Source organism: Aquimarina sp. AD10 (assembly GCF_003443715.1).
Lineage (GTDB): Bacteria > Bacteroidota > Bacteroidia > Flavobacteriales > Flavobacteriaceae > Aquimarina > Aquimarina aggregata.
In genome coordinates this window covers 5,710,635-5,724,562 of sequence record NZ_CP031965.1, presented here as the reverse complement: position 1 = coordinate 5,724,562, position 13,928 = coordinate 5,710,635, and the positions used below count along the sequence as shown (strand labels likewise).

The window sequence follows — 13,928 nt, the reverse complement described above, 5'->3', positions numbered from 1 at the left end:
GGCTTAACATTGTTCTATAAAAGAAATTGTTTCTTTATTAAAAACTTCCGGTTGTTCAACATTCACAACATGCCCTGAGTTTTTAATTACAAAAAGGTGAGACAATTGATGGGCTAGAACTACTTTTTGAACAGAAGGCAAGAATAAATAATCTTCTTCTCCCATAACATATAAGGTTGGTATTTTTATATCCTTAGCTCTAAAAAACCTCAGCAGTGGATTAATTTCTGAAGTTAATCTAAACCAACGAACGAATTCTTTTTGATATAATTTTTTAGCTTCATTTGCGAACAGCAACCTAGATTTTTTATGATTTTTTTTAGGCATTATGATAAATGCAAAAAACTTATATAAAAACATATACGGGATAACAGACTTAAACACAACACCTAACTTCATTAGCACTTGCGATCTAAAGTTAAGTTTCATGATTGCACCTCCCATGATCATACTAGATACTCGACCCGGGTGTTTTTCTGCAAGATTCCTAATCAATATTGTTCCTAATGAAATACCTACAAAATGAGATTTTTCTATTTTTTCTTTATCTATAACCTCAACAATATCTTCTGTTATAGAATCAAAAGTATACTTAGAATTAAACGCATCCTTAAGCACAGGTTTAGAGTTACCATGCCCTCTAAGGTCTAAAAGCAATACGTTAAAGTGTTTTCTAAACTCTCGGACTTGTTTAAACCAAATGGAAGAGCTTCCTCCTGCCCCATGGACAAAAGTTACCCATGCAACATTTTTTGGATGACGGTATACCGAGTAATTAAGCAATATAAAGATTATTTAGTCTGCCAAAAATATAAACTTATTTGGTAATACAACTATGCTTAACAGTATTTATAGAAATGTTTATCTGATATCACTTGCTATGCAAGGTTTTAAAATAAGCAAATGCGCCTAATAGACGAGAACCATACCATGAAAAATATTCTCCGTCTACCAATACCACTTGTGCTTTAGTATTACTATTTTTTATCTCTTTTACATGTTTTTCTGAAAAAGGATAGGGTTCTGATGATAAAAGAATTAAATCGATATCTGTCAAAGATCGTATGCGATCGATTGAAACTTCGGGATACCTTGTTTGATCTTCATATACATTTTCAAAGTTATTTAATTTCAAAAGGTGATTTATAAATGTATTTCCTCCTACAGCCATCCAAGGATCTTTCCAGATAAAATATACGACTCTTTTTTTGGGTAGTTGTTTTATAAAATGATCAAGAGATTCTTTTTCGACCTTAATTTCCGAAATCAATTTATTGGTTTTGGTCTCTATATTAAAAACTTTACCATATTGCTCTATCATTTCAAAAGCATCATATAATGTAAATATGTCAGAAACATGAACAACATATTCTCTTTCTAAAGTTTCAACAATTTCTTTTGTATTCTCTTCTTTATTGCAAAGTATAATATCTGGCTGAAGGGCTTTGATTTTATTATAATTAATTTTTTTTGTCCCCCCAACTATAGTTTTTTCTTTTCTTAACGTATCGGGATGTACACAAAACTTAGTTATTCCTACGATCTTATCTCCCAAACCTAGATCTATCAATAATTCTGTTTGAGAAGGAACTAAGGAAATAATACGTTTTGGTGTATTTATAAGATTAATTTCCCTATTTAATTGATCTACGTATACCATGGTTTTATTTCATTACATTACTTTCAAACAAATCATAAAAAAAACATAAATACTTGTAAATCATGTATTTAAAATTGTTTTTTATTTCAAAAACATGTATATTTAAGATTATTACTAATTAAAATTTCGGGGCTATGAATTCAGAATTACTAAATTTTATTATTTACGGTATTATTGCATTTTTCGTAATATTCATTTCTTATGGACTCTACGGATATGCCAGACAAGTATTTAACTCCAACAGACGTTAATTCTATTGTTTACTAATCGGTAATTTAAAATTACTAATAAAGAAGACCAAGAATATCTAAAATATTTTTGGTCTTCTTTTTTTATTTAGAATTCAATATTTTCTCCATTGTTTCTTGAAGCTCTAGTGCTTTTTTTGCTGCAACTTCGGCATAATCTAAGCCATCTGAAGCATAAATAATTCCTCTTGAAGAATTAATTAATAATCCAACCTGATGATTTAATCCATATTTACATACATCATCTAAGTTTCCTCCTTGAGCACCTACTCCTGGTACCAATAAAAAACTGTCTGGTATTATTTTTCTGATATCTGATAAATATTCTGCTTTCGTCGCGCCTACAACATACATTAGGTTTTCTGAATTTTTATATGACTTAGAAACCTCTAATACGTGTTTATACAACTCTTTTCCTTCTACGTTCTTGGTTTGAAAATCAAAAGCACCTTGATTAGATGTTAACGCTAGCAGGATAGTATGCTTGTTTTTAAAAGCCAAGAAAGGTTCTACAGAATCTTTACCCATATACGGTGCTATCGTAATAGAGTCAAAAGCTAAATCTTCAAAGAACGCTTTTGCATACATTGTACTTGTATTACCTATATCACCACGTTTTGCATCAGCAATAGTAAAAAGTTCTGGATAATTAATATTTATGTACTGTATTGTTTTCTCTAAGGATTTCCATCCTTTAACCCCGTATGCCTCATAAAACGCAATATTTGGTTTGTATCCAACAGCCAAATGATGCGTAGCATCTATAATAGCTTTATTAAATTCAAAGATTGGATCTTCTTTATCTAATAAATGCTTAGGGATTTTTGTAAGGTCTACATCTAATCCTATACACAAGAAAGATTTCTTTTTATAAATCTGTTGTACTAACTCTTGAGTAGTCATATAATAAATATTCTTTTTTTACAATTATTCTTTACCATCTACATAAGCTTGAAGATAACTAAATGATTTTGTTAGTTTTCCATCCTTAGTCATTCTTGCTTTTTCTAAAACACCATCGATATCATCATTAAAAAAAGCCGGAATAACATGTTCTAAAAACATTTCACCAAAACCTTCACTAGCGTCTTTTGGCAGTTCACACGGAAGATTATCTACAGCCATTACCACTATTGCTTTTGGATCTTTATAATCTATTTCTAAGCTCGTTTGGGGATCATAACCATATATTGGGTCTGCAATGGTTGAGGCTTTTATAGTGCTAGCAACAGGACCATCTATATCACAAGAAATATCTGCAACTACTTTAATATTAAAACCTTTGGATCTAACATCTTCTTTTGTATAAATAAAAGGAGCTCCATCTCCATAAAAATGGCCCGCAATATATAAGTCACTAACTTCTGCAAATTTCATAAAATCGCCTACATATTCTTCTGGATTTTTATAAAAATCATTCTTATCTAAATCATCACCGTCTTTCCTTTTGTTATAATCTAACACATCTATTTGCACATAAACGGGCTCTCTAAATTCATTATTTAGATATTCATCAACAGTAACTTCTTTGATTTTCATAGCATCCAAAATTTCTTTGGCACCATTACCCACTTTACCATTACCTGTAAGTACAATCTTAATATTAGGTAGCTTGATTTTTGAGAGCTGTACTTCTAAAGCATGTTGATCACTAAGTGTTTCTGCTTTAGGAAGAAAAAAACTATCATCTCTTAACCCCCAAGCTCTAAATGCATTGTAAGCTCCAACAATACCAGCGTATCGACCAAAACCAATAAGCCTGAATCCTCTTGATCCTACAATCGTTTCATGGTCATAAAACTCAATATTTTTTTCTAGAATTGCTCTAAGTAAATTTCTATTATACGGTTGTTTCTTAATCGTATGAGAGAAGAAAAAATATTTTTTATTAGGCACTAATGCTTCGATAGGCACCTCTTTAACCCCTAGTAATACATCGCAATGCGACATATCATTAGTAACTTCGAAACCGGCTGCTGTATATGATGCATCTTCAAAAACTCTAATATCAGAGTTTTCAACAGTAAAAGAAGCTTTTGGAAATTTTGATATTGTGTTTTTTAAGCCATTTGGTGAGAAAACGACACGACGATCTGGCGGGTTTTTACGTTCTTTAATAATACCGAACTTGATCATATGTAATTGGTATGTATTTTGTATTATAAAATTGCGGTTAAAGATATGACAATTATATGTATCTTTGCCGACCTTTGATTTTTTAATCAAATTATAAATAGTAGTTGTATATTGTTTATCTATAATGATCAATTTCAAAGAAAATACTATTGGGGTCGACTGGTTTTGACAGCGAGATTAATAGAGTGGTAAGCACGTCGAGCGCTGAGATACAGCTCGTAAATATCATATTTCAACTTTTTTAAACGGCGAGAATAACTACGCCCTAGCTGCATAATCTGAATTTTAGTAAGATAATGCCTCGGTCTACAAGGTAGACAAGCAGGATACTCTTCAAAAGCCTTGGTTTATGGCGTTTGGTTTTGAGTATCGTAAAAGTAAACCTAGAAATTATAGAGTCTTGATATAATTTCGAAATCTAATTGAGAATAAGCGATAAGTTGGCGGTTTTTGGTCTTTCTTATCGACGAAAATTAAACAAGAACTAAGCGTGTAGAAAGCTATTGTATTACTTGTTTGGACGAGGGTTCGAATCCCTCCGACTCCACTTTAAAAATCCGTAATTACTTTATTTATAAAGTTTTACGGATTTTTATTTTACTATCTAGCCAACATTTAGTCAACAAAAGAAAAAAGTATTAGATAATTCTATACCTAATAACTCTATAGTTACTAGTTACTATCTAATAATACATTAACATCATTAATTATATATGCTATTGTATTTCCTTTTTTCCCATCTACCCCTTTAACTCCTTTTCCTAAATTCTTAGGAGATGCATTTCCTCCACCAGATCCTGATCGTCCTCCTCGACATAATCCTGGTCTTGATCCTCTTGCCCCTCCTGACCCTGGACGTCCAGCTAATCCAGGAATTCCTGGTTCACCTCCTTTAGCCCCATAGTTTTCTACCGAGGTAAACTGCAAAACATCAATAACACTTTCAGGTCCAACATAATAAATATTACCTCCATCTCCTCCATTTCCTCCATCACCAGCTCTACCGCCACTTCCCGCTTGACCTCCATTTCCTCCATTTCCTGGCCCCCTTCTACAGTCGAAAGGTCCTGCACTACCTCTTTGACCATCACCTCCTTTTCCTCCATTTCCTCCGTCACCTCCATCAGCGCCTCTTGAACCACTTACTCCCGGAACATAAATCTTAAAATTAACCAAAGCCGATTCATTAGTATTAGCACCTTGAATTCCTATTCTATTTGTAATTAACCATAAATCAGGAATTTTAACTGTATCACCCTTTGGACCGACCAATCCATTAATTCCCTTCTGTCCATGATTACCATGTCTTCCACTTCTCCCTGCATTAGGACGTGCTGAAGGTGTATAAGGTTTAGATGGCCTTGTAGCTTTTGCTTCCAACTTTCTGATTATTTGCGCTCCAACCTGCGCATCTGCAAATAAAAATTCATCTGCCATAATTATTACATAATCCCAATTAAAGTTATTAATCGAGGCTAAAGCACCTTTATTGAAGACTACCTTATCAGCTATAATGACATTTCTATCTAGTACTTCCGTACCAATATTAAAAATTTCAATTTTTTCAGTTTCTCTAATATCCTCTCTTAATTCAATAGGCAGTGAATCTATATTAAAAAATTTTCTATTGACCTCTGGCGCTTCTTGGCCATTCATGAGGTTCGATGTAAAAACGAAAAACAATGAAACAATAATTTTCCCCAAATCTTGATAATTAAATCTCATAACTTAATATTTTAAATGATTGAATTGTAATTATTTACACCACAAAACTATCTTTCAATTGGACACAAAAAAATACCTTAATCAAGGTATATTTGTTACTTAATATCAAGAATCTATACTATTCTAATCAAAATTAAATTTGTTTTCAGAAGCATATGCCTGTAATGCTGTAGGGCCCGACAAACCTAGTCTTCTAATCATATCTTTTCTGTGAGTTCCAACGGTATACTTAGAAATAAACAAAATTTCTGCTATTTCCTCATTTGTTTTATTCCTAGCTATCAATGCTAGAATCTCTTTTTGCCTTTTAGTAAGCTTATCACCATATAATTTACTTGATGTAGATTTTTCATTATCGACACTGGGATCAATAAATGTTTCACCATTTGCGACATTTCTTATTGCTTCTCTTAGCACGGTTAATCTAGTCTTCTTTAAAATATAACCCGATGCTCCAGCATCTAACATTTTTTTGAGCGCTATTTGATCATCATATGTTGTAAAAGCAATGACTTTTACTTTTGGATATTTCCTTTTAAGAATTTCCGTAGCCTCAAACCCTCCCATTATTGGCATCCTAATATCCACGACTACAACATCTGGAGTAATTCTTTCTATTTTTGAAAGAAGCTCAACCCCATTATTTACAAACCCTACTATCTTAATATCATCTTCAAATTCCAAGAATAATTGTATTCCTTCAATCATAGAATTATGATCCTCTGCAATTAGTACTTTTATCATATCGTAGAAACTTCTATAATTACACTGGTACCAGAATTTTCATTTGAATCGATTACAATGTCTCCCCTCAACAATTCAATCCTATCCTTTATTGAACTTAACCCCATTCCATCCACAATGTTATTATGATCAAAACCAACTCCGTTATCTTCAACAATCAAACTAATTTTATCTCCATAATTTGTTAAGTATATATTTGCTTCATCGGCATTTGAATGTTTTATTACGTTTGTAGTCAATTCTTGGATCATTCTAAATAATTGAATTTCTACTTCATTATCAATCGAGACATCCATTCCATCAGAAATAACTTCAAAATTAAGGTTACTCAAAGAATTTAATTGTTTTACGAATTGGTTGATTGACTGAATTAGGTTTTGACCACCAATTGTGATTGAATTCCTTGAATGAGCCATTGCCCTTATCTTTTGATATGCTTCTTCTATTAACTCTGAAGTTTTCTCTATCATATCATCTTCGATATCTAGTAATTTTTGTTTTTTCTTTTTCAGATAATCAAAATGATGACTTATTAGAGCAAAAACACTTCCTAAGTTATCATGTAAATCATCTGCTATTTTTTTACGTTCTTTTTCTTGACCAGATATCATTGCATCAATCCCTACGATTTCCTGTCTTTTTAATAGTTTATCAGCCTTTTCCATTTCCATATGCTTTTCACTTTCAGCAAGCTTCTTCTTATTTCTATAATTCAACATTAACAAAAAAAGTATTAGAGCTATAAGAGCAATAGTAAAAGAGATAAGCTGTAAATTTCTTTTATTAGATTCAAGAATAGTATTTTCTTTTTGGCTTTTTTCTAGGTCATATTTCCTTTTATACCTTGCAATTTGAGAAGCATACTCGATTTGGCTAAACTTATTTTCCAAGTTAACTTTGTTGCTTAAAAAGAGATAAGCACTATCTAAATTTCCAAGCTTTTTATAAGATTGTTCTAACCATCCAAGAATAAAAATCCTACTTTTTAATTTTCTTGATGTTGTATCTATAGATAATGCTTTTCTAAAATTTCCGATTGCATTTTGGAGATGATTATTTTGATACTCTAGTACACCTATATTATTATACACGCCTTGAAGTCTACTTTTATTATAATAAGTTGTATCTCTTTTGACTATATCTTCCACTTTCTTATAATAGAATAATGCACTATCTGATTTCCCGAGAAAAACGTCGTACCCAACACCTAGAAGTTGATAATAATCTGCTATACATTTATAGTTATTAGATTTAATAGCGAGATCTAAACCATCAGTAAAATCAGCAAAACGAAAATTTTTAGATGCAACTAGTTCAAAGTATTTTTGATAATAAATACTATAGGCTTTCTGCGATAATGTTGTTGCATATTTAATATAACCAGAAATATACTTTCCATTGTATGAAGATAAGCTATCATTTCTTTTTATTAGTTCTAATATTTGATGTGCCGAATTACAAATTAATAACTTATCCTTAGTTGTTATTGAAAGATCGAATGCTTTATTATAATTCTGAAAGGATAAACTTTGATTTGCTTTATCAAAATAATAATTACCCAAATGGATAAAGTAACTAGGAGCAGGGGCTGCTACTTCTGAATTTAGCCTTTCAATTTTTTGATGCAAGTTTTCATTATTTAAACCTACTGCCTCCATTTCTAGCTTCCATTGATTAATTAAAACACTTAAAGAATCAATATCACTATTTAGTCTTCTTTTAGACTGACCAAAAACAGAATTAAAAAAAAGCGATGTTATTAAAAGATATACTATTCTGGCTTTACGTTCGTATCGTAAGAGATATTGAAATTGCATATTCTACCTTCAAAAAATTCTGGATTCCTACAAAGATTATCCTTCATAGGTGTTTTACTCAGTGGGACTTTGTATAAAGGTACCATTGTAAATTGTTTTAAACAACCATTTACATATTCATTATTTCCCTTTACTTCTTTTGGGTAAATTCTCCCTTTAAACAAACTAGGTTTCAATACTATATAAATTTTACCCGTAGCTTGTATTTGGGAAAAATCAATGTCTAAAATCTTAAAATGAAACAACCCTGAAATTTTATCTGTTTTAAATTTTATTACATTAAGAATACAAGCTTCTTCGCCTTCTATTAGACATTTATCATATAAAAAATCTGCCATTACTGAAAAAGTACTGGTAAACTTTTTTGATACCAAAATAGGTTGGTAAATTCTCTTTTTTTCTTTTTTCTTAATTAAAGAATTAGTATTAATAAACACATTAGTTCTAATTCTTAGAGAGCAATCGATTGGTCTAGATATACTTAAAGCATAAGACAAAATTAAAAATGTTGCAAGAATAATAATAGTAATTTCCATTTTCTCATATTTTAAAAAGTTATTATTTAATGGTCAAAGACATTAAAACTTTGACTTAGGGGAAATTACTAGAATCCACATATATAAAATATACCTTCACGACGGTATTTTTGGCATATGTCCACTTTGGGGTAGTGTATTATTATAGCATCCTGAAAAATCCTATAATGATGTTCAAAAATCTATTTAGCTTTTACATCATTAAAACATCAGATACTATCTTTTTCATCTTTGAGATAATATAATCCATCTGTAATTTCTTCCATATATTCTTTCACCTCGGAAAACTCATTTATGAAGCTTTTAAAATCGATTCTTTGAAATTCTATTAGGTTATCTTCGCCCTCTTTATTCACTGGATATCTAAATCCGTCAGATTTTAAATCAGCCTTATGAAATTCCTTAATTTTATTTGAAATTCTAACTGATGGTTTATCATACTCTCCCCTCCACACTTTAACTAAAACTCTTTGAGATTCAATCCAAAGTGTCATTAAATCGTGTCCGCCTTTAGGCATAAAATGCTTATTATCCAGAATATAATTTCCTTCAACAATTATTTCCTTAAGTTTTAATTCGAGATAATGCCTATTCAAATACATCAAAGGATATATTAAAGAATCTCTGTCTTTAAGAGTCTTTATCAACTCTTTCTCTATTAATTCTGAAGCAATTTTATAACCTTCTGCATAAAACAACCACTTATCAATTGTGTTATGAATTAAGGAGTGATTTTCCCATTCTGTTTTATTTATATTAAAAAGCTTACCCATTCATTATTTTTCAACTAGATTCTTGTATCGCTTTTTCTATTATCGCACTTATTTCTGCTTGTTTCTCTCCTATTCTCTTGTCAATTTCTTTTTGAGCGTTTATTTGTGTTTTTATTTTACTTACTATTTCAACTTGTTTGTCTTTATCAGGAATTGGAATGTAAAAGTTATCTAGTTCTGTAGAAGATATTTTTACCATTGTTTGGTTTTTACCTTTAGAAACATATTTAAAATAATATCTACCAAAAAATGAATTAAACAAATAGGCTAAATATTCCTCATCAATAATTTCAACATCAAACTCAAGCTTAATATATAAGTCTGGAAATAAAACACCTTCTGCAACTTCATCTTTTACAATAGAAGCTAAAGCAACTAAATCAATTGTATTTCCCCTACTAACAAAAAAGTCTCCTTTTTTTATGTAAAAGTCTTTAATGTTTTCTCTTGTTTTAATCGTTGTTTTAGATGGAGAAACCTCTAAGGTTGTATTTGTATTAAAATGCTCTTGGCCTAGAATAGGTGTACCATCCCCTCCTTCTTGCGAATTTGGACTCCAACCATTTTTAGTTTTAGTTATGTAAGTTCCTAATTTTTCAATACAATCAATATCTTTATACAAGAATTCCTGAATCCTTTGAACTTTAAACCATCTAGAACTATTTCTAAAGTTTGAGTTTCTAAATGAAATTTCACTTAATGATAATTGAAAAATGTTTTTAGAATCAACCTCTTTCGCTTTGATTAAATCAATGCTGAAAAAATCTGTAAAAACGGTATTAATGATTTCTTGTTGAGAATTTATTTTTGAAGTTAATTGCTTTATTTCTACTTCTAAAGGTTCTATTTTCTTTAGTATTATTTCTTGTTTCTCATCTTTAATTACGGGTAATTTAATATCAAATAAGTCATCAATAGCTAAAAATGAATAACCAGCACCATTGTATACATTATCTACTAAAATTTTTATTTTTTGTTTTAATAAATATGAAAAAATTTTAATGTTATAAAAATCTTGATTTAATTGTAAAGCAATATTATTTTGATTTAATAATGATTTCTTGTCGTCATTTACGACAACCATTTTCCCAATACTCCCAACAAGGGAAATAATAATATCATTTTTATTTACTTTAAAGCGATCATAGATTCCATTAGAATAAAAATCATCCGGTAAAAAGGAACAGTTTTGATAATCAATAGAAAAATCTTGATTAAAAGAATCCCCTTTAATAGCATAAATCTTTCCTTCCTCAGAAAAATCCTTCCCTTTAAAAGCAAAACCTTTATAATATGATTTTAAAACATCTTTTACTTTATAAAATTTATTATAATCTAACTCGATGTTTTTTTTGAAATTCAAATATTTAAAGTCAACTCTAACTAAATTGTGAGTTGAAAAATCACTAAACTTAAATGTTGTAGTTTTTACTCCCATATGACTTCTTTTCTAATTGAATCTAAAATTTTATGGGTTTCTTTTTTTCTTAATAAGACATCATTACATCTGTGCTTTTCTAAAAGTCCTTTATCAAAATGGTTTATTAAATCGATGTCTGTTCTTTCATCATATTCCGCTTTTAAAATATCATTCTCATAATAGATAGCCAAAATCTCAATAACTGTTTCTTTTTCGGCTTTAAGTTCTTCAATTTTCGTTTTTAGTTCTTCAATTTCCGTTTCAAATTTCTTTATTGATTTTTTCGTTTTAGCTGTTTTCTTTTTTGCTTCTATAGCTGTTTTTTTTGTTTTAGCTTCTAGTTGATCATCTTCGTATGTCTTAATTTTATTATCATAATTGTCAATTATTGCAGAGCATTCTAATTTTTTTGGAGCATATTCTATATCAAACAAATCGTTTGGTCTTGGATTTTCTCCTCTTTTGGTTCTTTTGTAACCTACATTTTCGGCTTCTGCCATAAAAATATCATAATCAATATCCATTTCTTTGGCGACTTCTCCAAAAACCCACCAAGCGTTATAGAATCCAAATACTTCTGTTTCTTTTTCGTACTTAGATAAATCAGTAATTTCAGAACTATATTTAGTTAGAAGTTCTTTTATTTTTAAGACTTTATCTTCCTTGGTTAGGTAATCTTTTAAAAATCTATGTATATTTTTTAGAATGTTTTTGGTATTATTTTTCTCAATATCAGAAACCACATCTTTTGCCCATTTTTTATTGAGTTTTTTATCTTCTGTAAAAAATTGAACATAACTACTCATTCTTGTTTTAAGCAAACTCCATTCTTTACCAAACTTATCCCATTTAATGTTCCATTTTTCAATTTCTGCTACTTTCTTTTTTTGAGCAAAAAGAATACTTGTTTTGGTTGAAGTAAAAGGTTCAAATGTTATTTGTGGTAAACTTACTACTGCTTTTATTTTAAAATACTTGAACAAAAACAAACGAATGTATTTATTTTCCGTAGTATCAAAGACACTTTCAGGTAAAACAACCCCTAATCTCCCCCCTTCTTTTAAAAGTTGGTAATATCGTTCTAAAAACAAGTTTTCGGAATTCTTTTTCTTTCCAAATAAATAATATTTATCTACTTCTTCTTTTGAGTCGTTTATATTTACGCTGAAAGGTGGATTCGAAATAATTACATCAAATTGTTCATTTACTCCAATGTTCCCTTTTGTTTTGTTATAGACTTTATGACCTGTTTCATAAGTTGCTAACTTCGTATTTGTATACTTTGAAAAGGTTTGAAGGCTTTTAAGACCATCATCTTTGAAAGTGTTACTGCTTCCGTCTCCATGCAGTATCATGTTTACTTTTGTGGAAACAGTTAAGCTATATGAGTTGTCTATTCCGTAAATATATTGTTCTGCCCAATCGTTTGGTTTTTCTTCTGGAAAAAGCTTTTTAAGTTTACTCTTTTTTGTGTTGGTTAACTTAAAATCATGTTTAGAAAATTCTTTGGTAATAATTTTCATTGCTTCGATTAAAAAAGTTCCACTTCCTGCACTAGGATCTATGATATATGGTAAGGAATAATCTTTTTCAAAACATTTAATTGCTAATTCGTCAACTTTCATTGCATAAACTAAAAAGTCAACTACGTTGGTTGTTGTAAAGAATTGTCCTTTTGATTGTTTAAACTTCTCTCTGTTTGTTTCTTCAAAAAAGTGTCCTAAAATATCTTTTTTCTGTGTTCTAATACTTTTAGAGAAAGAATAGTTTTGAAGCTCTTTTACAAGGAAATATAAACTCTGAATTGATATTTTTTCTGTAGTTAAAATGTTACCTACATTTTTTAAATCTTCTTCCGTATAGTTTAATTTGTTTTGAAGAGCATCTTTATAACATTTGTTTATACGATCAAAAAATTTTGTTTCATCATCATAATCTTTATCGTAAATCTGACATTGATATTTTTCATCTTCTGCGGTTTCATCTTCGTCATAAATTTTAGTCAACAAGAATTTAACTAAGAAAATATAAGCTTCATTATCTTCAACTCCAGAACTCCAAAGTGTGTTATGAATGTTTCTTCTAATTTCAGACATCTTGAATTCTGAAATAGAAAGCAGGTCAGAATCATCTTCATCCTTTACTCGTTCTTTAAGTTTAGGTTTTCCATAATTGTAAGGAATTTCTAAACCAAAAGTTTTATCTTTTCCCTCTAACCAATCATCATATTCTTTGTATTCGTCTTTTTCAATGAGATACATACGATCAGCAAGTTCTTCACTTGTATCAAAGGAATAGTAAACAAGATATTTAACTTTTGTTTTGTTCTGTTTTTCTTCTAAATCAGAAAGTTCGAAAAGCTGACCTTTAATGTCTTTTTGACCATCTTCAAATTTATCAGGTGCTTTTGCTTCAATATATAAAAAAGGATTTCCAAGCTTGTCTTTAACTATAACATCAATTCTAGCTGAATCGTCTTTATTCTTTTGCTTTTCTCTTCCAATACTATCTCTTACATAGTATTTTTCAAGTTCTATATTTTTCTCAGAGTAACCAAGTTCATTTACAAGTTTGTCAACCAAAAAAGCTCTAACAACTTCTTCTGGTCCTAGTTTTTCAATTTTCGGTTTTGTAATATCTTTAGAATACTCAACTTTTTCTTTTTCTAGGTCGATTTTGGCAACCTTATTCTTGCTTTTGGCAAGTTTTTCTTTAGTTAATATTTTCCAATCACTCATTGGTTCTGATTCATTTTTTTAGAATCTATTTTTCCTTTTTTTTAATTTTAATTCAAAGCACTAATGTACTAATCATTTTCTACTATTTCATTTGTGACACCCAAAAAATCATTCACTAATCAGAAGATTAC

Annotated in this window: 11 protein-coding genes and 1 other RNA gene; 1 reads left to right on the top strand and 11 read right to left on the bottom strand. The window is 29.8% G+C overall.

Features of this window, described 5'->3' with window-relative positions; translation table 11 throughout:
* Positions 1–3 precede the first annotated feature (3 nt).
* The 4 genes from D1816_RS23845 to D1816_RS23830 all read right to left on the bottom strand — a co-directional run bounded on the left by D1816_RS23845 (position 4) and on the right by D1816_RS23830 (position 4,041).
* Complete coding sequence (locus tag D1816_RS23845) at positions 4–783, bottom strand: alpha/beta fold hydrolase (RefSeq protein WP_066313946.1); 780 nt, start codon at positions 781–783, stop codon at positions 4–6.
* Positions 784–871: 88 nt separating this feature from the next.
* On the bottom strand, positions 872–1,660 hold the full coding sequence (locus D1816_RS23840) for an ABC transporter substrate-binding protein (protein ID WP_118505982.1): 789 nt from the start codon (positions 1,658–1,660) through the stop codon (positions 872–874).
* A gap of 332 nt (positions 1,661–1,992) precedes the next feature.
* Positions 1,993–2,811, bottom strand: a complete 819-nt coding sequence (gene pyrF / locus D1816_RS23835; RefSeq protein ID WP_118505981.1) for an orotidine-5'-phosphate decarboxylase — start codon at positions 2,809–2,811, stop codon at positions 1,993–1,995.
* 24 nt (positions 2,812–2,835) lie between these two features.
* The gene (locus D1816_RS23830) at positions 2,836–4,041 is read right to left on the bottom strand and encodes an NAD(P)-dependent oxidoreductase (protein ID WP_118506326.1); all 1,206 of its coding nucleotides are present in this window, start codon (positions 4,039–4,041) and stop codon (positions 2,836–2,838) included.
* A gap of 154 nt (positions 4,042–4,195) precedes the next feature.
* On the opposite strand from D1816_RS23830, the gene ssrA reads away from it, so the two are divergent.
* Positions 4,196–4,594: a transfer-messenger RNA gene (gene ssrA, locus D1816_RS23825) on the top strand.
* 122 nt (positions 4,595–4,716) lie between these two features.
* Here ssrA and D1816_RS23820 read toward each other — a convergent pair.
* The 7 genes from D1816_RS23820 to D1816_RS23790 all read right to left on the bottom strand — a co-directional run bounded on the left by D1816_RS23820 (position 4,717) and on the right by D1816_RS23790 (position 13,797).
* Complete coding sequence (locus D1816_RS23820; protein ID WP_147405043.1) at positions 4,717–5,769, bottom strand: hypothetical protein; 1,053 nt, start codon at positions 5,767–5,769, stop codon at positions 4,717–4,719.
* A 123-nt stretch (positions 5,770–5,892) separates the two neighbouring features.
* Positions 5,893–6,513 (bottom strand): response regulator transcription factor, encoded by a 621-nt coding sequence (locus D1816_RS23815; RefSeq protein ID WP_118505979.1) that lies wholly within the window; start codon positions 6,511–6,513, stop codon positions 5,893–5,895.
* Positions 6,510–8,330: a sensor histidine kinase gene (locus D1816_RS23810; RefSeq protein WP_118505978.1), complete on the bottom strand. Its 1,821-nt coding sequence runs from the start codon at positions 8,328–8,330 to the stop codon at positions 6,510–6,512. Before D1816_RS23810 ends, D1816_RS23815 begins: the two co-directional genes overlap by 4 nt.
* Entirely contained in the window at positions 8,285–8,866 is a 582-nt protein-coding gene (locus D1816_RS23805; protein WP_118505977.1) for a hypothetical protein, read from the bottom strand. Before D1816_RS23805 ends, D1816_RS23810 begins: the two co-directional genes overlap by 46 nt.
* 209 nt (positions 8,867–9,075) lie before the next feature.
* Positions 9,076–9,639: a hypothetical protein gene (locus D1816_RS23800; protein ID WP_118505976.1), complete on the bottom strand. Its 564-nt coding sequence runs from the start codon at positions 9,637–9,639 to the stop codon at positions 9,076–9,078.
* Between the two features lie 10 nt (positions 9,640–9,649).
* Positions 9,650–11,077, bottom strand: a complete 1,428-nt coding sequence (locus D1816_RS23795; protein ID WP_118505975.1) for a restriction endonuclease subunit S — start codon at positions 11,075–11,077, stop codon at positions 9,650–9,652.
* Positions 11,068–13,797, bottom strand: coding sequence for an N-6 DNA methylase (locus D1816_RS23790; RefSeq protein ID WP_118505974.1), 2,730 nt, complete (start codon positions 13,795–13,797; stop codon positions 11,068–11,070). Before D1816_RS23790 ends, D1816_RS23795 begins: the two co-directional genes overlap by 10 nt.
* Between the last annotated feature and the right edge of the window lie 131 nt (positions 13,798–13,928).